The organism is Spirosoma pomorum, from assembly GCF_054776615.1.
Genome location: NZ_BAAHBP010000001.1, coordinates 739,065 through 764,047, shown reverse-complemented (window position 1 = coordinate 764,047; position 24,983 = coordinate 739,065). Strand labels below are relative to the sequence as shown.

At 51.1% G+C, this 24,983-nt stretch carries 19 protein-coding genes; 9 read left to right on the top strand and 10 right to left on the bottom strand.

Annotation, left to right across the window (positions count from 1 at the left end; all coding sequences use genetic code 11):
- Positions 1-56: 56 nt before the first annotated feature.
- The gene (locus ACYVAD_RS03250; protein ID WP_461138020.1) at positions 57-1,160 is read right to left on the bottom strand and encodes a chorismate mutase; all 1,104 of its coding nucleotides are present in this window, start codon (positions 1,158-1,160) and stop codon (positions 57-59) included.
- 254 nt (positions 1,161-1,414) lie between these two features.
- Here ACYVAD_RS03250 and ACYVAD_RS03245 point away from each other — a divergent pair, with 254 nt between their 5' ends.
- Both ACYVAD_RS03245 and ACYVAD_RS03240 read left to right on the top strand, forming a co-directional pair.
- On the top strand, positions 1,415-2,641 hold the full coding sequence (locus tag ACYVAD_RS03245; protein ID WP_461138516.1) for a proline dehydrogenase family protein: 1,227 nt from the start codon (positions 1,415-1,417) through the stop codon (positions 2,639-2,641).
- A gap of 162 nt (positions 2,642-2,803) precedes the next feature.
- Complete coding sequence (locus ACYVAD_RS03240; RefSeq protein WP_461138019.1) at positions 2,804-3,577, top strand: lipoprotein signal peptidase; 774 nt, start codon at positions 2,804-2,806, stop codon at positions 3,575-3,577.
- Between the two features lie 70 nt (positions 3,578-3,647).
- On the opposite strand, the gene ACYVAD_RS03235 is transcribed toward ACYVAD_RS03240, so the two are convergent.
- The 5 genes from ACYVAD_RS03235 to rsmH form a co-directional block, all read right to left on the bottom strand.
- Positions 3,648-4,517: an OmpA/MotB family protein gene (locus ACYVAD_RS03235; protein ID WP_461138018.1), complete on the bottom strand. Its 870-nt coding sequence runs from the start codon at positions 4,515-4,517 to the stop codon at positions 3,648-3,650.
- Positions 4,518-4,710: 193 nt separating this feature from the next.
- Complete coding sequence (locus tag ACYVAD_RS03230) at positions 4,711-6,165, bottom strand: Gfo/Idh/MocA family protein (RefSeq protein WP_461138017.1); 1,455 nt, start codon at positions 6,163-6,165, stop codon at positions 4,711-4,713.
- Between the two features lie 209 nt (positions 6,166-6,374).
- Positions 6,375-7,370 (bottom strand): ScyD/ScyE family protein, encoded by a 996-nt coding sequence (locus ACYVAD_RS03225; protein ID WP_461138016.1) that lies wholly within the window; start codon positions 7,368-7,370, stop codon positions 6,375-6,377.
- Positions 7,371-7,517: 147 nt separating this feature from the next.
- Complete coding sequence (locus tag ACYVAD_RS03220; protein ID WP_461138015.1) at positions 7,518-9,059, bottom strand: YifB family Mg chelatase-like AAA ATPase; 1,542 nt, start codon at positions 9,057-9,059, stop codon at positions 7,518-7,520.
- Positions 9,060-9,134: 75 nt separating this feature from the next.
- Entirely contained in the window at positions 9,135-10,046 is a 912-nt protein-coding gene (gene rsmH / locus ACYVAD_RS03215) for a 16S rRNA (cytosine(1402)-N(4))-methyltransferase RsmH (protein WP_461138014.1), read from the bottom strand.
- Positions 10,047-10,100: 54 nt separating this feature from the next.
- On the opposite strand from rsmH, the gene ACYVAD_RS03210 reads away from it, so the two are divergent.
- The 5 genes from ACYVAD_RS03210 (at position 10,101) to ACYVAD_RS03190 (ending at position 15,005) form a co-directional block, all read left to right on the top strand.
- Complete coding sequence (locus ACYVAD_RS03210) at positions 10,101-11,363, top strand: peroxiredoxin family protein (RefSeq protein ID WP_461138013.1); 1,263 nt, start codon at positions 10,101-10,103, stop codon at positions 11,361-11,363.
- A gap of 73 nt (positions 11,364-11,436) precedes the next feature.
- Positions 11,437-11,907 (top strand): MarR family winged helix-turn-helix transcriptional regulator, encoded by a 471-nt coding sequence (locus ACYVAD_RS03205; protein ID WP_461138012.1) that lies wholly within the window; start codon positions 11,437-11,439, stop codon positions 11,905-11,907.
- 72 nt (positions 11,908-11,979) lie between these two features.
- A complete protein-coding gene (locus tag ACYVAD_RS03200) occupies positions 11,980-12,201 on the top strand; it encodes a hypothetical protein (RefSeq protein WP_461138011.1) in 222 nt (73 codons plus the stop codon).
- Complete coding sequence (locus tag ACYVAD_RS03195) at positions 12,198-12,551, top strand: type II toxin-antitoxin system PemK/MazF family toxin (protein ID WP_461138010.1); 354 nt, start codon at positions 12,198-12,200, stop codon at positions 12,549-12,551. The genes ACYVAD_RS03200 and ACYVAD_RS03195 overlap by 4 nt, the downstream gene beginning before the upstream one ends.
- 18 nt (positions 12,552-12,569) lie before the next feature.
- Positions 12,570-15,005, top strand: a complete 2,436-nt coding sequence (locus ACYVAD_RS03190; RefSeq protein WP_461138515.1) for a 3-hydroxyacyl-CoA dehydrogenase/enoyl-CoA hydratase family protein — start codon at positions 12,570-12,572, stop codon at positions 15,003-15,005.
- 57 nt (positions 15,006-15,062) lie between these two features.
- On the opposite strand, the gene ACYVAD_RS03185 is transcribed toward ACYVAD_RS03190, so the two are convergent.
- Positions 15,063-15,713 (bottom strand): DedA family protein, encoded by a 651-nt coding sequence (locus ACYVAD_RS03185; RefSeq protein ID WP_461138009.1) that lies wholly within the window; start codon positions 15,711-15,713, stop codon positions 15,063-15,065.
- A 101-nt stretch (positions 15,714-15,814) separates the two neighbouring features.
- The gene (locus ACYVAD_RS03180) at positions 15,815-17,719 is read right to left on the bottom strand and encodes an ABC-F family ATP-binding cassette domain-containing protein (protein ID WP_461138008.1); all 1,905 of its coding nucleotides are present in this window, start codon (positions 17,717-17,719) and stop codon (positions 15,815-15,817) included.
- Positions 17,720-17,868: 149 nt separating this feature from the next.
- On the opposite strand from ACYVAD_RS03180, the gene ACYVAD_RS03175 reads away from it, so the two are divergent.
- Together ACYVAD_RS03175 and folK are read left to right on the top strand one after the other, a co-directional pair.
- A complete protein-coding gene (locus ACYVAD_RS03175) occupies positions 17,869-18,882 on the top strand; it encodes a formylglycine-generating enzyme family protein (protein WP_461138007.1) in 1,014 nt (337 codons plus the stop codon).
- Between the two features lie 85 nt (positions 18,883-18,967).
- Entirely contained in the window at positions 18,968-19,453 is a 486-nt protein-coding gene (gene folK / locus ACYVAD_RS03170) for a 2-amino-4-hydroxy-6-hydroxymethyldihydropteridine diphosphokinase (protein WP_461138006.1), read from the top strand.
- Here the strand turns inward: folK and gldG are convergent.
- The gene (gene gldG / locus ACYVAD_RS03165) at positions 19,450-21,114 is read right to left on the bottom strand and encodes a gliding motility-associated ABC transporter substrate-binding protein GldG (RefSeq protein WP_461138005.1); all 1,665 of its coding nucleotides are present in this window, start codon (positions 21,112-21,114) and stop codon (positions 19,450-19,452) included. The genes folK and gldG overlap by 4 nt on opposite strands.
- A 20-nt stretch (positions 21,115-21,134) precedes the next feature.
- Positions 21,135-24,878 (bottom strand): putative LPS assembly protein LptD, encoded by a 3,744-nt coding sequence (locus ACYVAD_RS03160; RefSeq protein WP_461138004.1) that lies wholly within the window; start codon positions 24,876-24,878, stop codon positions 21,135-21,137.
- Positions 24,879-24,983 lie beyond the last annotated feature (105 nt).

Genomic DNA, 24,983 nt, shown 5'->3' with positions numbered 1-24,983 from the left:
ATAAAAAATCCCTCAACTCGATTAGAATTGAGGGATTTGTGAAGATGAGTAGTCGGTTACGCGTTCTGCACCGAGCTGTTCATAATTTCGGTCTGCTTCCGGATCGACTCCATGTGGATGATTTTGTAGATCTCTTCCACCAGTTCTGGGTACAGGTTCAGTTTCTTACCCAGGTCGGCCCGCGATTGCAGGATTTCCTTCCAGCGGTCAGGCTGGAACAACGTTACGTTGTTATCGCGTTTGTACTCGGCCAGCCGCTCAACCAGGGCCATCCGAGCCGCCAGCATCTCAACGATCTGCCGGTCGACGTTATCGATGTTCCGACGTGTCTGCTCCATCACACTCTGGAATTCCAGGTTCTGTGATTCAACCTGCCGGATTTGCAGATGGTCGAGCATGTCACCGAACGCGGCAGGCGTCAGCTGCTGGGCAGCATCACTCCATGCCTTGTCTGGATCAATATGCGATTCAACGATCAGACCATCGTAGTTGAGGTCCATCGCCATCTGTGCCAGCTCGTTCAGGTAAGCCCGCTTACCGGCCATGTGGCTAGGATCGCCAATGATCGGCAGTTGTGGGAAGATTGATTTCAGTTCGATCGCCATCTGCCACATCGGTACGTTGCGGTATTTAGTCGCTTCGCCCGTAGCAAATCCGCGGTGAATAGCGCCCAGCTTCGTGATACCCGCTCCGGCCAGACGCTCGAAAGCACCAACCCACAGAGCCAGATCCGGGTTAACCGGGTTTTTAACCAGAACAGGTACGTCAACGCCACGCAGAGCGTCCGCAATTTCCTGAACGTTGAATGGGTTTACCGTTGTCCGGGCACCCACCCATAGAATATCAACACCGTATTTCAGCGCCAGCTCAATGTGCTCCGGCGTTGCTACTTCAACGGCAAACGGCAGTCCCGTTTCCGCTTTCGCCCGCTGAATCCAGGGCAGCGCGGCTTCGCCCATACCCTCGAAGCTGCCCGGCCGGGTACGGGGTTTCCATACACCCGCCCGAATAACATGCACCGCGTTCAACTCTTTCAACTGGCGGGCTGTTTCAACTAACTGGTCTTCGGTTTCAGCGCTACACGGACCAGCAATAATCAGAGGTTTGCCGTTGGTATCTATCCAGGATCCAAGCGGTTCTACGGTTAATTCTACTTTCATACAAAACGCGTAATTGGTCAGTAACCAGGTACTCTATTGGGAACTTTTTGATGCAAATTTATGGTATATTTGCGAAGGGAATTGACTGTTTTTCAGGTCAGTTCCTTTATTTTTCTAACGTTGTTTCTAATTTGTCGAACAAGCCGCGCCGGTGAGCTTAACGGATAGGCCGAAATTTCGTTATATATTTCGACCGTGTTAACCGACACGCACCTAACGCTATGGACGTAGCACCGTCAAAACGGAGCACTGATATGTCGAACCGAAGTAATCTTTTTCCGGAAACCGTCGAACGGCCCACGGAAGCAGTGCCAGTTTCATTTGAAGACACCTCGATTGCTTTTTCTGCCCAGTCGAATTCCAAACTTCGAAAAACGTACTGGTTATTTGCGTTGATGAATAAGGGATGGCTGGTAAATTTAGGCACTTTTTTTATAAAGATTGCCCTACGTTTACATCTCCCCATCAAATTCCTTATTAAGAATACCATTTTTGAGCAGTTCTGCGGGGGCGAAAGTATTCGCGATTCAGAGCATACTATTCAGCATCTGCATAAGGGTCACATCGGGACCATTCTTGACTATTCGGTGGAAGGGGAGGAAACCGAAAAAAGCTTTGATGAGACCACGCTCGAAATTCTGCGGACCATTGAACGGGCCAGCGAATCCACCGATATTCCGTTTTCTGTCTTCAAAGTAACGGGCCTGGCGTCGACCGAGCTGCTGGAAGCCGTGCAAATTGGCGATTCGCTCAACAAGGAGCAGAAAGCCGAATTTGACCGGGTCCTGAAGCGGGTGGACACACTGTGTCGCCGGGCTTACGAGCGGAACGTTCGCATCTTTATTGATGCCGAGGAAAGCTGGATTCAGGATACCATTGATACGCTGGCGTATGAGATGATGGATCGCTATAACCACGAGCGGCCCATTGTGTACAATACGTATCAGATGTACCGTTGGGAGAGCCTGTCTCACCTGCGTCGGGATATCGAAGAAGCCCGTGCCAAAGGGTATTACCTGGGGGCTAAGCTGGTCCGGGGCGCTTACATGGAGAAAGAACGGGTACGTTCCCACGAGGAGGAATACCAGGATCCAATCCAGGCGACGAAGGAGGATACCGATCGTGATTTCAATGCGGCTATCGAGTACGCACTGGAAAATCGGGATGTGCTGTCGATTTGCTTAGGTACCCACAACGAGTACAGTTGCCTCTACTGTATCCGCCGGATGCAGGAACTGGGTATCCCGGCCAATGATCCGCACGTTTATTTCGCGCAGTTGCTGGGTATGAGCGACAACATCTCGTACAACCTGGCCAGTGCTGACTACAACGTAGCTAAATACGTACCTTACGGGCCAGTCGAAGCAGTAATGCCATACCTCTTCCGGCGTGCCGATGAAAACAAGTCTATTGCTGGTCAGAGCAGTCGTGAGTTTAATTTGGTTGCCAACGAGTTATGCCGGCGTAAAAGCTGCAAGTAATCTATTAGACAGGTACGCACATACGGAGGGCATGGTTGCCGGAGCTGATCAACGGATTTTCCGGATCAACGCCGAAGCCAGACCCTCCGTATTTCTTTTAGTGACCATCAGGCTGTGTTTTCCAGGCCGGGTTTTCCAAACCGGGTCTTCTATCTTTGCATTATGATTCAGAAAAATCCCCTCAAGTTTTTTTTACTGACGTTATTATTGATTGCTGTGGACCAGGGCGTTAAGCTTGCCGTTCACTTTTATATGGCCCCCGGTTTTGCCGGGCAGATCAGTCTAGTTGGCGACTGGCTGAAATTGCATTACGTACTGAACCCCGGCATGGCGTTTGGTATGCAGCTGGGTTACGAATACGGCAAGTTGCTGCTCAGTGTTTTTCGGTTGTTCGCTATGGTGGGTATTGGCTACTACCTGGTTCATCTGGCGCACCGGGGAGCGCCCAACGGTTTGCTTTGGGCTATGTCTATGATTCTGGCGGGCGCGGTTGGCAACGTAATTGACAGTACGTTCTACGGGGTTTTTCTGAATAACGCACCCTATGGTTCCCCTACGCCCTGGTTTCATGGTCAGGTGATCGATATGATCTTCTTTGATGTATGGGAGGGATTCATTCCAGAATGGGTACCCGTCTGGGGGGGGCAATATTACTCGACGCCGATCTTCAATATTGCCGACGCCTGTATTTTCATCGGCGTTTGTATCATTCTGTTTTTCCAGCGTCGGTTCTTTGGCGAGCAGTCGGCAGAGGGCGGGTTGCTGCCTGCGTCTGGCCCGGATGCTGCCGAAGCTGAGGTATTGCCAACGGCCGAGTATCTGGCTGAGGAAGAAGGGGAAAAGGCACCGTCCACCGAGCCAGACGATAGTACCGTTACGTCTGCCTCCTCGGTCGATACGGACGAGCCAAAAACAAAAGAAGAAGATAAGCTATAACGCAAAAACCTAATATAAAAAAGCCCCGCTGGCACTGCCAGCGGGGCTTTTTTATCAGCAATTCGATCGATTACTTACCGTTCGAAAGCAGGTTGAAGAACTGATCGAGTTTCGGCGTGATGATGATCTCTGTCCGGCGGTTCTGCTGACGACCTGACGAGGTAGAGTTATCATCTTTGGGCGAGAACTCCGACCGGCCACCGGCTGTCATCCGCGATGGCGCTACACCAAATTTGGTTTGCAGCGTCCGAACAACCGACGTAGCGCGCAGGGCACTCAAATCCCAGTTGTCTTTGATTGATGCCGTTGAGATAGGGACGATGTCCGTGTGACCTTCAACCAGAATATCCAGCTCTTTGTGGTCGTTGACGACTTTGGCTACCTTACCCAGCACGTTTTCGGCCCGCGCGGTGATATCGTAGCTACCCGAACGGAACAGCAGTTTGTCGGAGATCGACACGTAAACAACGCCTTTCTTTACCTCAACCGTTACGTCCTGATCGTTGATATCGTCCAGCGACCGTTTCAGGTTCATGACCAGCGCCAGGTTGATCGAGTCTTTCCGCTGAATCGACGCATTCAGGTTGTTGGTGTATTTGGTTTGCTCGTTCAGCGTTTCGAGCGATTTTTTAATACTCTCCGCACCTGACTTGCTCACGATCGACAGATCAGACATACGGTCGAGCAGGTTGGTGTTCGTCTTTTTCAGGTAGTCAATTTGCGCCTGCAAATCGCCAACCTGCTTCGTTTTGCCTTGTAGATCGGCATCTTTGGTCGTCAGTTGCGAACGCAGATCGGCCGTGCGCTGGTCACAGTCGTTTAACGAAGCAACAGCTTTATCACGAGCTTCCTGAAGAGATTTGATTTCAGCCAGCCGTTTCTTACTACCACAAGAAGAAAGCATTGCCACAGCGGCCAAAGCTACTAATACGCGTTTCATACAGTTAAATTGGACTTGTTAGAAGGGTAACGAAAGTTAGGTTTGACTGGTATTCACCCCAGTAAGCAGGCTAAACCATTCCACAAAAATAAGACTTTCTGACCGAAATGGTCACTTTAAGAATGAATCAATTCGTAAAAAGCCTGGAATTCAAGTCAATATGATTGTGCTTCTGCCACCTAACGCATTAGTCCTATTTCTTAACTGAATGGGCCGTTGCCTTTTTAGCCGTTGGCTTTGAGGCCGATGTTGCTCCTTTCTGGGTCATCGTGACGGGGTCCCAGTTGACAACGCGTTTTTCGAAATAACTCAGATTGCTGGCCAAAACGGGGGCTGCGGCCCGGAAGCCAAAGACCGGGTCTTCGATGGTTCCCTGACTACCATTACGAACGTTCGTGAAGAAGTCGGCGAAGTGTTTGGCGTGCGCATCGTCGTCTTTGGGAGCATCAAAGCGTAACTCTTTGGCCGGTTCGGCTTTGCGGCTTTCTTCCGGATATTGAGCGTCGTACTGCTTAACAAACTCCTGCTGAACGGGCTCCGAGAACGTAAAGAAGCTGTCGTAATTGCCATAACCGGGGGCCAGCGGGAGCTTCTTTTTCGTCAGGATCAGGTTGTTCTCGGAAAACTCAATCTGGCCCTCATTACCGATAATCCGGGTTACGTTGCTAATCTTTCCGGCATTGGCAAAGTTGACCCGCAACACCATCTGGAACGCATCGTGCTGATCGGTTTTGGGGTAATCCATGATGCTGGTCATGACGTCGGGGACATCGCGGCCGTCTTTCCAATACGCCAGATTGCCGGACGCAAAGACACGGTTAGGTCCCATTGCTCCCGTAACAAAATGAACGCCCGTGATGAGGTGAATAAACAAATCACCCGCTACGCCCGTACCGTAGTCGCGGTAGTTCCGCCAGCGGAAAAAGCGCTTTGGGTCAAACGGATGTTTGGGGGCGTCACCCAGAAAACGGTCCCAGTCCAGGGTGTCGGGCGACGCGTCGGGCGGAATAGAATACTGCCAAGCACCAATGGCGTTGAAGCGGTCGCTGTTTGATTCAATGTAGTTGATGGCGCCGATTTCGCCCGCCTGAACCAACCGCTTTGCTTCCTGAAAAGCCGCGCTGCTGATACGCTGGCTACCAACCTGCATGGTCTTGCCCGATTTCTTCCAGGCGTCGATCACTGGTTTTCCTTCGTTGATGTTCTGGACCATCGGTTTTTCGCAGTATACGTGCTTCCCGGCGTTCAGGGCTGCGATCGTGATGCGGTCGTGCCAGTGATCAGGGGTAACGATAAGCACTGCGTCGACGTCTTTCCTCTGAAGGATTTCCCGGTAATCGCGGGTAGTGAAAAGCTCCTTGTCTTTGCCAAAAGCCGTTTTTGCGTGGGTAAGCCTGCCATCATATAAATCGGCTACGCCTACCAGTTCAATGTCTGGATTTCGTAAGGCCGCCTGCGTATCGTAGTTACCCTGAATGCCCATACCGATCGTAGCAATACGAATCTTGTCGTTGGGGCTGGCTTTTTTCAGGTTAGGAATATAAGCAGGCAGTAAATCGTGAAAAGGACGGGCTACTCGTTCGGTGGTTACTAAGGCCGAAGCCGCCGAGAGCGTTTTGATAAACGAGCGACGAGAGGAAGACTGCATGAACGAAAGGAGTTAAACGTATACGTAGCAAAGTCGTAGGTTGTCTTTATTTACCGGTTAATAATCGCTTGATCCCGTAAGCGCCGGGAATTAATAATGCACCAGTTGTCCGATCGTGCTACCCCAACATTCGTCAACAGACCTTCAAAAAATCAGCCGATACGTGCCTTTTGCGCAACGTATCGGCTGAGAAAGATTAAACAGGACGATTAATACGTAATTTTCTGGATCTTCCCGGAAGCCAGGCTCGTCACGTAGTACGTGTTGGCGGCCCCGACTTCAAGGTCAGTTGGTAGGTTCAAGTTGCTGATCAACGTGGTATTTTGTCCGTTGACAAATTGAGTGATCGTACCCGTGTTCGGGGTTGGACCCGTCTGGCCAAACTGAGCAACGCTCAGTACGATTGGCCGTTTGTCCGCGCCCAGCAAGATATCGACCAGGCTGGTGTATCCTTCCTGATAAAGTGATACGTTTCCCGACAAATCGACCTGATAAATGCGAGCTTTACCGGCCGGAAACGGGAAACCAAGTAGTGTCGTTACCAGCAGTTTTTGTCCGTCGAAAGCAACGCCGGTGGGTACGGCCTGCACGTTGGGTGGGCCAACCGGCGTTGGGTTGGTAATGCCTGGAATTGGAGCCAGAACGCTCAAGGCACCAGCTGGGGTCCGTTTGATAACAGCATTAGCCGCTGCGTCGGCAATGTACATATCGCCGTTAGGCGTGAACGTCAGGTTGTATAAATTCGACTCGCCGGTATCGTCCGCAAATTTGTAGTCGACTACGAACTGACCAATGGGTTCACTGGCCAGACTGCTGGCCGTTAGCGGCTGATCGCCCGGTTTAAACGAGCTAACGTTGGCTTTGTAAAGCTTATCGTCCACGCCGTGCAGGATATAGAGCATACCGTCGCGGTAAGCAAGGTGGTTGAGACCGTCCGGTAATCCTTCTGGACTAACCGCAACGGAAAAACCAGTAATGGCGGGATAACTCTTACCATCAGGCGTAACGACGGAAACCCGACCGGTCGCTACTTCCGTGACCCAGAGCCAACCCCTGGTATCCACGGCTATACCGATGGGCGTTGCTAACCCGGTGGCGAAATCCTCCACCCGAAGTTGCGAAGGGGAGGTCAGTTCGCGGTGATCCAGGCAACCAGCCAGGAAAAGCAGACTAGCAATCAGAACAGAATTGAGAAGTTTATGCATACGACTTTGTAGAGTAGCCGACTGGTCTCAGTAACTGAAAGCCAGATCGATGAGGTTGAGCCGTAAACTATCGCAACAATTCAATAAAAAGGAATTCTTTTGTAGTAACCGGTCGCCAATTGATCGTATGGTTCTGAACGACAGTGGCTACCCTGCCCAGCTCTCCCGATCCAGACTACGGTATTGGATGGCTTCCGCTAAGTGTTCGATACGGATATCCTCACTGCCCGCCAGGTCGGCAATGGTGCGCGAAACTTTTAAAATTCGGTCGTAGGCACGCGCTGAGAGTCCTAGACGCACCATCGCTGTTTTGAGTAGAGCCCGTCCGGCGTCATTGATCTGGCACACTTCCTTGACCATCTGCGAGGGCATCATGGCGTTGGAATAAATACCAGGCTGCTCAGCAAAGCGGACGGTTTGCAATTCCCGCGCTCGAATGACCCGCTCGCGAATAACCTCGCTGGACTCGGCGGGTCGGTTAGCAGTCATCTGATCGAATGAGACGGGTGTGACCTCAACGTGCAGATCAATCCGGTCGAGTAGGGGGCCACTAATCTTAGCCAGGTATTTTTGGACAACGCCCGGTCCGCAGACACATTCTTTCTCGGGATGGTTGTAATAGCCACAGGGGCAGGGGTTCATGCTGGCGATGAGCATAAAGCTGGCCGGGAATTCCACGGCCCATTTTGCCCGTGAGATACTGACCTTGCGATCTTCGAGTGGTTGGCGCATCACTTCCAGCGCCGACCGTTTGAACTCGGGCAGCTCATCTAGAAACAAGACGCCATTGTGCGCCAGAGAAATTTCGCCCGGCTGCGGAAAACTGCCGCCACCCACCAGAGCCGCATCGGAGATAGTATGGTGAGGGGCGCGGTAAGGCCGGGTTGCGATCAGATTGGCGCGCGTTCCCAGTTTGCCCGCTACGGAATGGATTTTGGTTGTTTCCAGAGCCTCCTGTAAGGTGAGCGGAGGGAGAATAGTTGGCAGGCGCTTGGCCAGCATCGTCTTACCAGCGCCCGGTGGACCAATCATGATGACGTTGTGTCCGCCAGCGGCCGCGATCTCCAGCGCTCGTTTGATGTTTTCCTGTCCCTGCACGTGTGAGAAGTCAACGTCATAAGCGTTAATCTGACTCAGAAATAGATCACGCGTGTCACTGACTACTGGATCGATGTCTTTTTTTCCTTCGAAAAACTCGACGGCTTCCTGCATGGTCGTTACGCCAATAACATCCAGATTGTTGACGATAGCCGCTTCCTGCGCATTTTCGGCTGGTAGTACAAACCCCTTATAACCACGTTTCCGCGCTTCGATGGCAATAGGCAACACACCTTTGATGGGACGTAACGTTCCGTCGAGGGCCAGCTCACCCATAATGACGTAGTCTTCCAGACTGCGCTGTGCGCTGGTTTGTTCGGAGGCCTGTAAGACGCAAAGCGCAATCGGTAGGTCGTAAGCCGAGCCTTCTTTACGTACGTCGGCCGGGGCTAGATTAACGACTACCTTCTGCCGGGGCATTCTGTAGCCAAAAAACTTAAGTGAAGCCTCGACGCGTTGTTCACTTTCCTTGACGGCACTATCGGGAAGACCGACCAGGTGAAAATGAAGGCCTTGAGCAACGGCGACTTCGATGGTAATAAGGCTAGCGTTGACGCCGTAAACGGCAGCGCCATAGGTTTTGGCAAGCATGATCAGTTACAAGTAAACGGTTAGGGGCGATATGTGCCAAAACTACGGTCTGGACTGCGGGTAAAAAAGCGCTCCTTAAATCTTCTCGGCAATACGTAGTTTGGCGCTTCGGGCGCGTGGGTTCCGGGCAATCTCGTCGGGAGTTGCTTCGATGGGTTTTCGGGTCACCGAACGTAACGGTTTCAGCTCATTACCGAATAAATCCTTCTCGACATCGCCCAGAAATTTCCCTTTGTTGATGAAGTTCTTCACCGGCCGATCTTCCAGCGAATGATAGGACATGACAACTAGCCGGCCGCCTGGTTTCAGGATGTCAGGAACCTGTTCCAGAAACTCTTCCAGCACCTGCATTTCTTCGTTTACTTCAATACGTAATGCCTGAAAAACCTGCGCGAAGTACTTATTTTCCTTGCCGCGGGGGGCAAGTCGTTGTAGGGCTGCTTTCAGATCATTGACGGTTTTCAGGCCTCCGGGACGATTCGAGCGGGCGGCTACCAGCGCCGTGGCAGCCGTGCGGGCGTTGGTAATTTCGCCGTACATACCCAGAATTCGGTGTAGATCGGCTTCACTGTATTCATTTATTACGTCCCGGGCTGTCTTGTCGGCGTGCTGGTTCATGCGCATGTCCAGGTCAGCGTCAAAGCGGGTCGAAAAGCCCCGTTCGGGCGTATCAATCTGGTGTGACGAAATACCCAGATCGGCCAGAATCCCATCTACCTGCTCGGCTTTGTACAGCTTCAGGTAACGCTTGATGTTGCGAAAATTGGAGGCAATGAATGTAAGGCGTGGATCATCGATGGCCTGTGCGTTGGCGCGGGCGTCGGGGTCCTGATCAAAGGCGAATAGGCGACCTTCTTCAAGCTGCCGCAGAATTTCGCGGCTATGTCCACCACCGCCGAAGGTAATATCAACATAAGTGCCGCCGGGTTTCAGGTCAAGCCCTTCGATACAGGCCTGTAATAAAACGGGATCGTGGTAATTGGTCATTCAGAAACTAAGCTAATACAGTGCTCGTTACAAACGTATTCGTTCTTTTGTGATATGAAAAAGCTTTTCCTTGCAGCCAGTGTGCTGTTCGCTACGTTAACGGGCTGCGCTGGCCAGTCGAAACCGGCAACTGTTCAACCGGGAACCTACCGGGCTACGCTGAAAACCCGTGGCGGCATTCTTCCGTTCGGTTTGTCGATTCAGAAAGCGAGTCAGGCAAATACGTATGCCGTGCTGGCCATCAACGGTAACGAGAAATTACCCATGGATCAGGCGACGGTGAAAGGTGATTCAATCTACATTCCCATGTCGTTGTTCGATTCAGAACTGGTGGCAAAGATAGACGAGAATACGTCCGGCGTGGCAACGTTGCGGGGCGTCTGGCGCCGGCGGCAGTCAACAAAACAGTATCAGAGCCTGCCTTTTGAAGCGAAGCTAGGCGATACGTATCGATTCGTACCGGATAGTAAACAAGCCGCGACGCATTTGACGGGAAAGTGGGCTACCCAGTTCGACAGCAAAAGTGGAAAGGTTGACACGGTTAATGCCATTGGCGTATTCGACCAGAAAGGAAACCGTGTATCAGGAACGTTCCTGACCCCAACGGGTGATTACCGCTATCTGGACGGCAACGTGGTGGGCGACAGTCTGTTTCTGTCCTGCTTCGATGGATCACATGTCTTTCTCTTCAAAGCCAAGTATAATCCGGCGGGTCAGACGCTGTCGGGTGGCCTCTGGGCGGGGATTGCTGGCTACGAGTCATGGGTGGCGAAGCTGGACCCCAAAGCAGAACTGCCTGATCCGGCCAAGCTAACGTATCTGAAACCGGGCGCTAAAACTCTCAATTTCTCGTTTCCTACACCTGAAGGCAAAACAGTATCACTATCTGATCCTCAGTTTAAGGGAAAAGTCACGGTTATTCAGATCATGGGTTCCTGGTGCCCAAACTGCATGGACGAAACCAATTTTCTAAGTCCGTGGTACAAGCGCAACAAAAAACGGGGCGTGGAGATCATTGGTCTGGCCTTCGAACGTTCAGCGGATATGGCGGTCTCGGGACCTAAAATCGAACGGATGAAAAACCGGTTTGCTATCGACTATCCGGTTGCGCTGGCTGGTACCAATAACAAAACCGAAGCCGCCAAAGTACTTCCCGAACTGAACGCTGTGGTCGCGTTCCCCACGACGATTTTCGTTGATAAAAAAGGGCAGGTACGCCACATCCATACTGGGTTTTCTGGTCCTGGTACCGGCAAATACTACGATCAATACGTCGACGAATTCAATCGTTTGATCGACAAACTACTGACAGAATAAAAATGGTATGCTTGCATACTATTATAAAAAAATGGTAGATTTACACGTCTGAACAGGACGTACGACATCTACTATGAAAAAGGAAAAGACCGTTGATTTCCATATAAAATGGGCCTGGCATGCCATTTCTCGCATGTACAATGCTCACGCGGGGCGCTTCGACATTACGATGGCGATTGGGTACGTATTGCTCAATATTGACCTAGACGAAGGAACACCAGCCACGAAAATTGGGCCGCTGCTCGGTATGGAGCCGCGTTCGCTGGTCAGAATGCTTAAGAGCCTAGAGGAGCGGGGGCTTATCCGGCGGGAAATTGATGGGAACGACAAGCGATTTGTTCGTATTTACCTGACCGACGCTGGCAAGGAAAAACGGGAAATGGCTCGGGCCGGGGTTATTCAATTTAACAATCTGGTTCGGGAAAATATTCCACTCGATAAGCTAGTGACGTTTTTCGAAGTCATCAAAGACATTAACCGCCTGGTTGAAGACGAAAACGCCAAGATTAAAACCGCTGAAACCGAAGAGCTGCCGCTGGACTGACAAGTGGTAGTATAATCGTTTCTAGATATCAGCTAAAAAAGATTAAGACATCACTTATTAAATGGATAAACGATGACTTGGAAGCGAATAGTTGATGTACACGATCAGCAAATTGTGATCAATTTGCCTGCCGACTTTAGACAAAAGAAGGTGTTAGTTGTGGTAGAAGACATAGGCGAGTCTAAGGCTGAAAAAATAACCCGCTTGAAGCAGGCATCATCAGATCCATTATTCTTGGCTGATATAGAAGAAATTCGAGCGGATTTCAAAGCCGTTGATGGAGAAGGGCTATGACAATTTTGCAGTGGCATATTTATCGGGCTAGCCTTGATCCAGTAGTAGGTTCTGAGCAGGGGAAATCACGTCCGGTTCTGGTAATCAGCGATAACGATATTAATTATTTGCTGAATACAGTAAATGTCTTACCAATCACCTCGCGGAAGCCAGAGCGACAGATCTATCCGAATGAAGTTTTACTGCCGGTTGGGAGCAGTGATTTAGCCAATGAATCAATCGTTCTATGTCACCAGATCAGAACGCTTGACAAACAACGGCTAACTATCGAATATGGAGTTATTACCGAATCGGATTTGCATGACGCAGTTTACGACGCGTTATGTTTCCAGTTGAGTATTGAACGTTGATCGATGAATCCATTTATTATGGAAGCAACCCTGGAAAAACCTAAAACCCAAGTAAAGAACCGTACTATCCGGCGCGTGGCCGTGCTGGGGTCGGGAATTATGGGCTCGCGTATTGCGGCTCACTTTGCTAACATTGGCGTTGATGTGCTGCTGCTGGACATTGTGCCGAAAGAGCCGAATGCCGCCGAAAAAGCGAAAGGCCTCACCGTAGAAAACCCGCTGGTACGTAACCGTATTGTGAACGACGCATTTCAAACGATGCTCAAGGCAAGTCCGGCGGCATTGTACAGCGCTAAATTCGCTAGCCGAATCAAGCTGGGTAATTTTGACGATAACCTGAAAGAAATTGCTTCGTACGACTGGATTATTGAAGTCGTGGTAGAGCGATTGGATGTTAAGCGATCGGTTTACGAACGCGTTGAGCAATATCGTAAGCCGGGCTCGCTGATTACGTCGAACACCTCGGGTATTCCGATGCATCTACTGACGGAAGGCCGGAGCGATGATTTTAAACAAAACTTCTGCGGAACGCACTTCTTCAATCCGCCCCGTTACCTACGTCTGCTGGAGATCATTCCCGGCCCGGATACCGATCCGGCCGTAGTCGATTTCCTGATGAAATACGGCGACTTGTATCTGGGCAAAACAACGGTTTTGTGCAAGGACACACCGGGTTTCATCGCTAACCGGCTGGGTATTCAATCCCTGATCCAGACCATTCGGGTGGCCGAAGAACTAGGGTTAACCGTTGAAGAAGTGGATAAATTGACCGGGCCTGTCGTAGGGCGCCCGAAATCGGGTACATTCCGGCTATCGGACGTAGTGGGCCTGGACACAACCGTGAACGTAGCTAGCAACCTCGTCAAGATGGAACACGACGAGTCGAGAGCATCGTTTGAATTACCCTCGTCGGTGGTCAAGCTGATGGAGAACAAGTGGCTTGGCGACAAGACAGGGCAGGGATACTACAAGAAGACGAAAGACGCCAGTGGTAAAACCGAAATTCTGGCGCTGGACCTCAAGAGTTATGAGTACAAGCCATCGCAAAAAGTTAAATTCGCTACGCTGGAGGGTACCAAGACGATTGATAATCTTCGAAAACGCTTTCCTGTTTTAATCGATGGGAAGGATAAAGCGGGCGAATTTTACCGTCGCACGTTTGCCGATTCGTTCCGTTACGCTACGTACCGGATTCCCGAAATCTCAGATGAACTGTATCGCATTGATGCTGCCATTACGGCCGGCTTTGGCTGGCAACTGGGTTTGTTTGAAACCTGGGATGCTATTGGCGTTCGCAGGGGTGTAGAACTGATTGAAGCGCAGGGACAGAAACCCGCCCATTGGGTCTACGACATGCTTGAGGCCGGTTTCGAGAGTTTTTATACGATCGAAAACGGCATTCTCAAGTACTACGATATTCCAACCAAAAGCTACAAAGCAATTCCCGGTACCGAGTCGTTCACGATTCTCGAGAATCTGTCTAACAACATTGTCTGGAAAAATAAAGGGGCCAGCATCATCGATCTAGGCGACGGAATCCTGAACGTCGAGTTCCGGAGCAAGATGAATACGTTCGGAGCCGAAGTACTGGAAGCGGTCATGAAAGGAATCGCGATGGCCGAGAAAGACTTCCGGGGATTGGTGATTGGGAACGACGATACAGCAGCTTTTTCAGCAGGAGCCAACCTCGGAGCGTTATTCATGTTCGCTGTCGAGCAGGAGTTCGATGAGGTAAACCTGATGATTGCGCAGTTCCAGAAGATGATTACGCGCATTCGCTATTCATCCATTCCGGTTATCGTAGCGCCCCACACATTAACGCTGGGTGGTGGCTGCGAAGCTGTTCTGCATTCCGATCGGGCCGTTGCGCACGCCGAGACGTACATGGGTTTGGTCGAAGTGGGGGTTGGTCTGATTCCAGCTGGGGGCGGTACGAAAGAAATGGCGGCCCGGGCGTCGGATCTTTATCAATCTGGTGATCCCGAGCTGAACATCCTGCAAAATATCTTCATGAACATAGCCACGGCGAAGGTGTCTACCTCCGCTCAGGAAGCGTTGGAAATGAATTATCTGCGGTCAACCGATCAGATTGTACTGAATCGTAGTCGTCTGATCGCTGAGGCCAAACAAGCCGCTATCGAACTGGCGGAGAATGGATACACCCAGCCGAAGCCTCGCGCCGACATCAAAGTACAGGGTAGAACGGGAATCGCGCTCTTCAAAGCCGGAATAACGGCCATGAAAATGGGCCGCTATATTTCGGACCATGATGCCAAAATTGCTGATAAGCTGGCGTACGTAATTTGTGGAGGTGATTTAAGCGCTCCTCAAAACGTATCAGAACAATATTTGCTGGATCTGGAGCGGGAAGCCTTTCTGTCACTTAGTGGCGAGAAGAAGACGTTGGAACGGATTCAAAGTTTGCTGACGGGTGGAAAACCATTGCGGAATTAACAACGTATCAAACATCACATCTAAGCAAAAAGACCAGCGATGAGCTGGTCTTTTTGCTTATTCTACTTTTGCCTTCTCTGCCCGCCGTTCGCGTCGGGCATTCAGGTAACCGCGGATAACGGTAAAGGTCGTAATCCCCAGGAAGAAGATGATAATCCAGTGGACGTAATTGATGATCCAGGGAAATTGCTCGCCGAAGAAGAAACCGCCACCGACCAGCGTCAGCACCCAGATGGCCCCTCCCGTAATGTTATACAGCAGGAAACGGCGGAAATCCATGTGAATCAGCCCCGCGAGGACCGGCGCAAACGTGCGGACAATCGGCAGAAAACGGGCCACGATAAGCGCACTAGTGCCATACTTCTCGAAAGCAACCCGCGTGTTCGTGATGTATTCTTTTTTGAATAGTAGCGAGTCTGGCCGGTTTTGCAGTCGCCCGCCAGCGTAGTAACCGGTCAGGTAGCCGGTTAGCGATCCCAGAACGGCGGCCCCAAAGATGCAGGTTAGTAGCAGCCAAAGCGGGACGTCCAGAAGACGGGTGCCCGCGAAAACACCGGATAAAAACAGCAGATAATCGCCCGGTAAGAAGAAACCAAAAATGATCCCATTCTCAATGAAAATGATAAGCGTAATCAGCACTAACCCACCCGTTTGGATGATTTCCTCAGAGTCGAGCAAGTACCGGAAAAACTCAATAATCTGATCCATTTGGTAAAGAGCGAAAGAGTGAAAGAATGAAAGAGCGGGTCAACAAGTAGATCTGGAGAGATTAGATCATTCGCTCCTTCGCTCATTCATTCTTTCGCTCATTAAATATATTCTGCCAGCTCCAGCCAGCGGTCTGATTTCTGGGCAACGTCCTGGTCGATCTGCTCGATTTCCCGAGCCCAGGCGGTTAGTTGTTCGTGGTGCCCACCCGTGTTAAGCAACTCGACGACTTCGGCTTTACGTTGTTCCAGTAACTCGATTTCTTTCTCAAGCGTTTCGTACTCCCGAATTTCCTTGAATGACAACTTCTTTTTTGCGCCGTTACCTGCCGATGGCGTAACTGAATCCACAGTCTGTGTTTTCGGACCGCTGGCAGCCGGTGCCTGCTCCTTTCGACTGTTTTCTGCCGGGGTGGTTACCCGCTTGGGTTGACTGTCGCGCCATTCGCGATAATCGGTATAATTACCGGGATAGTCGCGCACTTTGCCTTCGCCTTCCAGCACAAATACATGATCGACCAGCCGGTCCATGAAATAGCGATCGTGCGTAACAATCAATACACAGCCCCCAAAGCTCAGCAGGAAGTCTTCCAGTACGTTCAGCGTCGTGATGTCGAGGTCATTGGTCGGCTCGTCCATAATCAGGAAGTTTGGGTTCTGGACAAGTACCAGCAGCAACTGAAGCCGCCGTTTTTCACCCCCGCTCAGTTTCGCTACGTAATCATACTGCTTAGCCCGGTCGAACAGGAATCGGCTAAGCAGCTGAGTTGCCGTAACGGTATCGCCGTTAGCCAGTTTCATAACCTCGGCTACGTCCTGCACGACGTCGATTACGCGCTGGTTCTCGGGCAGGTCTAATTCACTCTGGGTGTAGTACCCAAACTTAACCGTTCCCCCCGTCGTGATCTTGCCCGAGTCAGGACGAAGCTCGCCCGTCAGCATATTCATCAACGTGGTTTTACCCATACCATTCTTCCCAATCAACCCAACACGGTCGAAACGTTTGAAGGTGTAGGTGAAATGATCAAGCAGTACCTTATCACCAAAACGTTTGCTCAGGTTTTCAACCTCCAGAATCTTGCTGCCAAGCCGGGTCATCCGCAGATTCAGGTCCAGCTCGCCGTCGTTACGTTTGCCGCTGGTTTTTTCCTTCAGATCGTCAAAAGCGTCGATGCGATACTGCGCCTTAGTACCCCGTGCTTTGGGTTGGCGACGCATCCATTCCAGCTCTCGCCGGAACGTATTGCGATCTTTTGCCAGCTCGGAGGCCGCTGCTGCTTCGCGCTCGTCTTTCTTTTCGAGAAAATAGGCGTAGTTCCCTTTATAGGTATACAGCTGCCCACCGTCCAGCTCGGCAATCTGGTTACAGACCCGATCCAGAAAATAGCGGTCGTGGGAGACCATGAGCAGTGTGCCGTTGTTGGTGTTCAGGAAGTTTTCCAGATATTCGATGGCTTCCAGATCAAGGTGGTTGGTTGGCTCGTCCAGGATAAGTAAATCTGGATTCTGGATCAGCACCCGCGCCAGCGCTACCCGCTTTCGTTGGCCACCCGATAGCGACCCAACGCGCTGATCGACGTTCTGAATGCCGAGTTCACCCAGAATTTGTCGGATCTGCGCTTCGTAGTCCCAGGCTTCGAGTTTTTCCATGTCGCTCATGGCCCGTTCGAGTGCGTCCGTGTCGTTTGTTGCCAGCGCCTTTTCGTAAGCACGTACGGCATCTAGCTGAGCGCTTTCACCTGCCAGCACAACTTCCATGACGGTCAGGGCATCATTCAGATCGGGCTGCTGATCAAGGTAGCCAATGCTGATGTCTTTCCGGTGACTGACAAGGCCCTCTTCGGGGGGGATTGACCCGGCCAGAATGGACAAAAGCGTAGTTTTGCCGGAGCCGTTAGCACCGACGATTGCGACTTTATCGCCCCGGTTGACCCCAAACGTGAGATTCCGGAACAGAATACGGTCGCCGTAGGACTTGGTTAAATTTTCGGCTGAGAGGTAATTCATAATTATTTATTTGCGGAAGGTAAGCCTACCGCATTCCACAAAACCTGAAGAGTTCGGGTATTCTGGTTATTTTTTACAAAGGTACAACAAAGGAGATCGTTCGTACTTTTAGCTTTTAAAGGACGTTACCCTTTTATCTGAAACGAAAAATGCAACCAAAACAGCTCCTGATAGCTATACTCATAACGACGTTATGGGGAACAAAGTCAACCGCTCAAACGACAACCAGCTTTAAATCATATACGCAGACTGTTCCTGGCAGTAACCAGACCTACGCGATGGTCGCCATCCCAGGCGGGAAAGGACTGATGGGGAGCACACCTGATCAAAAAGGACACCAGGCCGACGAAGAACCCGTGCATAGTGTAACGATCGAGCCGTTCTGGATGGGGAAATACGAGGTGACGTGGGACTTGTATGATCTATTTGCCTTCACGAACATGGAGAAGGAAATGGCGGCCAAGTATACGCAAGCCGATGCGAATTTGAGTAAAACGGATGCGACTACCCGACCTAGTCCGCCCTACGTCGATATGTCGTTTGGGATGGGACGTTCCGGCTATCCCGCCATCAATATGACGCAGTATGCTGCCATCAAGTTTTGCGCATGGCTGTATGCCAAGACGGGTGTGTTTTACCGCCTGCCCACCGAAGCCGAATGGGAATACGCTTGCCGGGGGAACGACAAAAATGCAACGTTAGCTTATTCGTTTGGGAATGATGCCAAACTGTTGGGCGAGTACGCTGTCTACAAAGGCAATAGTAACGGATCGTACAAAAAAATTGGGACGAAGAAACCGAACTCCTTCGGGCTGTACGATATGCATGGCAACGTAATGGAATGGACGCAGGATCAGTACATTGCCGACTATTACAAGCAGGTAGCCAGCGGTGCCGTGAAAGAACCCTATGCGCCAACTACTCAGCTTTACCCCAACTCGGTCCGGGGTGGTTCCTGGGACGATGAACCAGAAGTGTTACGGTCGGCAGCCCGGACCCCATCGGCACCAGCCTGGAAAGTAATCGATCCGCAAAGCCCTAAAAGCGACTGGTGGCTGACGTCGGCCTCGTTCGTTGGCTTCCGAATCGTGCGGCCTGCCAAAACCCCCAGCGCTGAAGAAATCAAAGCGTACTACGATATCCAGCCTATCAAAGATTATTAAAGAGAGAAAGCATGACTGAGCGAAAGAGCGATTTTCTGTAGGATTCGCTCTTTCGCTCAGTCATGCTTTCCCTCTTTTTTTCCTTATGATCTATCTCCTTCTTGGTGCTAATCTTGGTAATCGGGTGGTTACGTTGAAGCAGGCGACGAACCTAATCAATGATCGGGTGGGTGTCGTCGTTCGGGAGTCGGCTTTGTATGAAACAGCGGCTTGGGGTGTTACCGACCAGCCGTCGTTCCTGAATCAGGTGCTGGCAGTTGAAACGGAGTTGAAACCAGAAGAATTATTACGTCAGACGCAGGTAATTGAGCAGGAGCTGGGACGGGTGCGACTCGAAAAATGGGGAGTTCGGGTAATCGATATCGACGTACTGTATTACGATCAACTCGTTTGGCAAACGACTACGCTAACTATACCACATCCATACCTGCACCAGCGACGTTTTACGCTGGTTCCGCTTGCCGAAATAGCGCCGGATTTCGTGCATCCAATCTTGAAGAAAAGCAATCAGGAATTGTTGACAGAAGTAGTTGACTCGGGGGAGGTGGCAAAATATGTGGCAAGCAATTAACTATACCGACGCTTACGGACAATCTGCCAGATCATGCCAGCCAGGCCCAGCAATGCCAACGGCCCAAGGACGTTCAACGCCTGCCATCCTGTGCGATTGGCATCGACGCGAATTTTGTCCAGTGGACGTAACGTTACCTGACGGGTGCGGGCCGCAATGACGCCGTTTGGATCAACGAGGTAATCCAGCGCATTCAAAGCAAAATCTTTATTGGCAAACGTGGTGCGCGTGAAGCGATCAAACCCCAGGGGATAGGGCGTATTCCGTTTGTAGTCAACATCATTAACAACCAGATCGCCGTCGGAGCAAACCAACACGCGCGATGAACTGCCCTGTGCCTGAAACCCGTTAGCTCGTGGATCACCGGGTATAATCTGATTTGCGTAGACTGATTGAAACCGACCTTCCAGCAAGCAGCTCACCAGACGTGGGCCGTCGTTGTACGTACTAGGATCGGGTTGTTGGCGGGCTTCGTTATAAGAGATCAGCGCCGGTGTTTTCAGAATTTTCGTGTAGGGAGAGGTAAGAAGCAATGGCGTTTTTTTGATCCCACTGGCCTGTACCGTGTCCAGTGTGCTAACAAACCGGGCCAGTACTGCGTCCAGATTTCGTACAATGGGGTTCTTTCCACTACCAAAATTATTCAGTAGTGGATAAAAGCGCCAGGGAAGAAGCTGGATGTTAGGTTTGTCGCCGGTGTTGCCAACGTTGAGTGGAATGGGCGCGCAGTACATATCTTTGACAACGTCGCGGTTGATACGAACGCCCCAGCGAAAAAATAGATTGTCTAGATTCAAATTGAGTGGCTGGGCGTACGTCCCTTCGGTATTGACGCTATCAACGCGCTGCCCATCCACAAAAAACAAGGCTCGTCCTCCCTTTACTACGTATTGATCGAGTTTGAAAATCTCGTCGTCCGAAAAGGGCGAGTCGGGTTTCAAAACGAGGATGGCGTCTACATTGGCGATGGGGTCAGGTTTGGTCATATCGACCAGGAAGAGGTCGTAATTTTCCTGAACCGACGCCAGCAGGTCGGCGAAACGGGAGGGGGGAACCTGCGTATGCCCAAAAATAAGACCAACCCGGCGTCGGTTGCCTTCTGTCTGCGTTAACCGACGAATGGCGGAAGCCAGCTGAAACTCTACTCCTTCGTACGATTGGTTGAGCTGCTCTTCCGACGAAGCTGTTTTGTTGCCTTTAAGTAACAGCACACCCGTTTCTTTACCTTTGTAAGAAATCACTACGCCCGGAAAAAGCAGTTTCTCGGTGCGTTTGCCTCCTTCGTTGGCAAAAACATTGGTTGGTAGCAGGCCAAGCTGCTGGAGCCTGTCAATCAGTTTGTTTTTCGCTTCCGCGTTGGTAATTGAGGACGGGTCAATCGTGCGGTACGTTATCTGCTTGGCCGCTGTTGCCTGAAATTCTGCCAGCGTTTCAAGCGTAGCGTTTTCGAGCCGTTTGAAGCCCGGAGGGATGTCGCCTGTCAGGTATACATCGACGTGTACGTCGTCGGGCAGCCCCGCCAGCAGCGACTGGGTGGCTTCCGACAGCGTATAGCGTCTCTCCTCGGTCAGGTCGAGCCGAAAAAACACAAAGGCCGATAGAATATTGACGGCTACTAAAGCCGCCACGACCGTAAGCGTGCGAAGGGTTGTCGCTTTCATGCGTAGCTGTAACGAAACAATTAGCGTCCGTAGAAACCACCGGTGTCGTAGAAACTCCGACGACGGCTGAGCTTAAGTTCCTGTAAGATTGACGACCGAGCCCGTAAGTCGAACGAGTAGTTCCCCGAGCGGATATTACTGCCGGAATAAGGGGTCCAGTTGAACGCCATTTCCCAGCAATGGAGATCGCGGTTGATGCCGATGGTCGTCAGCGTTGGACTCTTGAACTGGAAATCATAACCCGTACTAACCGTTATTTTCCACTTCGGCGTTAAGCTCAGGTCGCCGGTTAGGGTCAGTGCCTGGATGACCTGCGATACTTCCGGCGTTAGTTTGGTTAGACCGAACGTGTAGCTAACGTTGAACGACCAGGGGATGTTGAAATCAACGTACAACTCAGGGTTATTATTGATTGCTTTCATCGTGGCGTCCGTCGCGTTGTTGCTCGTTTTAGGCTTCTGCGACTGTTTGGGCGCGAATCGGGCGCTCAGATACGCCTGTAGATTAGTCAGCCGTGCAAGCCCCTGGCCTTCGGTGTAGGCAAACCGGTTAACCCGAGCGTACTGCTGACCTGTATAATCAACGACGCGTAAAATCGCAGGAGAATATGTTAGTGGCGTAGGTGTAAACGTCGGGCCAGTGACAGTATAGGCGTCTAGCTTATAGACGCCTGTGCCTCCATAAGCTACCTGCGCATACGGATCGAATGTCGAGGAGAAGTTAAAGCTGATGTTTTTGAAAATCTGGGTATTCGCGCTTACTGTGATCGGCGATAGTTTGTACTCCGGTGCCAAGAAGTTGTAGCTACCGTTCAGGCTGATGTTATCGAAGATTGGTATCTTTTTGAAATCATTACCCGTCGAGTCACTTCGTGATCTGACTTTCATTTCGATCTGATTTACAACCCCGAACGAGATGAAAGCTGCCTGGGTGCTTGTCCCACTGCTGGTGCCCGTGCCGTTAAGACCCCGGAATACGGATAATGTACGTCGATAGAGAGGAATTGAGTTAATCTGAGCACCTTCAGGTCCCCTGATTGTTTGGAACTGCCCAAAAGCTTCATTCGTAAAATCGGGTACGTAGCTGAATGAAATCGAGGGCGCTACGGTGTGCCGAATTGCTTCAATTCGTTTGCCTCGAATGAAATACGTTCCATAAAAACGCGTATTCATGCTGGCGTTGACCGCGAAATTATACGATGGGAAAAATCCTTTGGCTGTGTCGGCTCGTACGGAATCAGGCGCCCCATTGCGACCTGGAACGTATCTGTAATTCAGCTTTTGGGTGTAGATATTTCCTTGCAGAGAGAAGCCTGGCGTAACGTTGATATATCGAAGCAGTTTTATATTAGGTAGCGTAATCGGGATACTGTAGCGAGCCTGAACCAAGCGATTGTTCCACAGCCGATTTAAATTCTGTCCGTTGAATGGAATCAGCGTTGGGTCCTGAATGACGCGACCTTCCCGAACGGCCTGAACACGAGCTGCACTATCGAGCGCTCGTTGAACAGCGTTGGTGGCAGACAGACGGGTAATGACTGGAAAACCAAGTCCCGTTGTATCGACCTGTGTCCGGATGGTATTATTAACCGTAATCGAACCACTCAAATCTAAACCAAAACGGAAACTCTCATACCAACGGCCTGAACCGCCCCGCAGTGCAAAAGGGGCAATCTGGTTTAACCCAAAGTTGAAATCAGACGAAACATCTGTTTTACCGTTGTAACGCCGATTGGTGACGAGGTCCAACTGACCAAACTGCTGATTAACCCGTAGGTTAGCGCCTGCCCGGGCATATTGACCTAACGTACGGCTGTACTGAATTGAAGATCCCGCTACGTTGGAAATATAAGCATTCGTACCAGTATAGGCGTTAGTCTGGTTGTAGCTGTTACTGCTGACGTTTACGTTGGCCGAGAAGCTACCCCGACCGCGTGGTACGGGCGTGTGCGACCACGTAAAAGAGAAATCATTCCGTGGAGACTGGGTAGTGTCAACGGGGTCTCCAATGCGGTTACGGGCAAATTGTAGATTGACTCCACCGCTATATGTGTATCGCTTGTTATAGGCTGACGAAATACCAGCTCCCCAGCTCCCACGCGAGTAGATCTGGCCTTTGAACTGAAGACCAAGGTTTTCATTAACCGCCCAGTAATAGCCGCCGTCGCGTAGGTAATACCCACGTCCGTTCGGTTCTTCGCCGTATTGCGGCATGAGAATTCCCGACACACCGATTTCTTTCCGCTTGGGGAAAGGAAAGAAACCAAACGGAAGTCCTAAGGGAAGCGGTATCTGATTAATAACCAGATTGAACGGCCCAGCCACTACCTGTTTGTTGTGGATAACTTTGAGTTTACTGGCGTTGATGTGGAAGTGGGGCGTAGCCAGGTTACAGGTTGTGTAAATGGCTTTACCAATGTAAAGGTTATCGTCCGAGTCTTTCTTTACGTTCTGGCCGCGGATATTTCCTTCGCCCTGCTGCGTAATAACACCCTGGATTTTCCCCTTCTTGGACTTGAAATTATACCGGATCTCTTTGGAATCGTACTTCCCCTCGCCATCCTGGAAAACCGGCCGACCAATTAGTTTGTTCTGGGTGGAGTCAAACCGACCACGGGCGTAAACCTCATTGGTCAGGTAATTAAGTCGAATGTAATCCGCTTTGAGCGAGATGTCGCCATAAATCACGCTGGCGTCGCCGAAAAGCTCAACCGTCTGACCATCGGCCGCGTAGATCGTAGAGTCACGGGCCTGGTACTTAACTGTTGTCTTGAAAGCGTCATCCGATTTCGCGGAGTCAGTCGCGGCCGAATCCCGAGTAGCAATCCGCAACGTATCGCCGTTCAGAATGGTGCGGCTCTGTGGCTGAACGATGTTTGGCGAAACGATACCCGGGCGTAGAATGCGCTGCTGCGTCGTTGTCTGCGAGGCTGGTGTCGTTGTTGTCTGCGAGGCTGGTGCAGTTGTCGTCTGCGAGGCTGGTGTCGTTGTGGTACTTGATGCCGTCGTGCTGGTTGGCGTACTACCCGAAGCCGGATTACCCGCGGGTGTTGTCATTGCTGGTGAATTGCCGGACGGCGCTCCCGATGGCGCATCTGGAACGCGTTGCGATGGAACCGTAGCGGGTGGAATACCGCCTTTGCCTGGCTCCTGTGGTAAAGGTTTTGCCTGAACCGGTGCAGTTCCTTGAGCCGGAATGGGACCTGTTTTTTCGGGCGTAACAGTTCGAGAACCTACCGGTGTTATGGTTGCCGACGATGGTCTAGTCGTTGATTGAGGTTTTGCCTGAACAGGTGTGCTGTTCTGAGTTGGAACTGGGCTGGCCTTAGGTGCCGTTACCGTCCGCGACTCGGTGGGCGTTATAGCGGTTGATGAGGTTCCGGCTGTTACCTGGGGCTGTTTGTTTGTTGCCTTTGCTGGATCTCGTTTTATCGGAACTGACTGAACCTGCCGGGTTCGGTTGGTATCTCGTCGGGCTGGTCTGGCAAGTTTAGGCGAGATCTGCTCCGGACGACTAGGGCTGGGCCCTAAGCGATTGGGACGCGAATACCGACGGTTGAGCTGGCGCTCTAAATCACTTTCTTCGGTGGCGTTGCCGGTAGGATTGGTTGTAGAAGCTGGTGATGAAGGCTTAACCTGAGTAGGAACTGTGGCCGTCTGTGAGCTAGGAACGGTCTGTTGTCCGGATAAAGTACGTGTTGAATCGCTCTGTCCCAGTACGTTGAGTGCGCAGAGGAGCCAGAGCAGGCAGAAAGAAAAACGCATCAACATGGGGTATAGTCGGAAGGGCCGCAAAATAAAGTATCCCTTTTTCTGTTCTATCAAAAAAATTACATTTGCTATAAGGCCGTTAACCTTACAGTACTACAA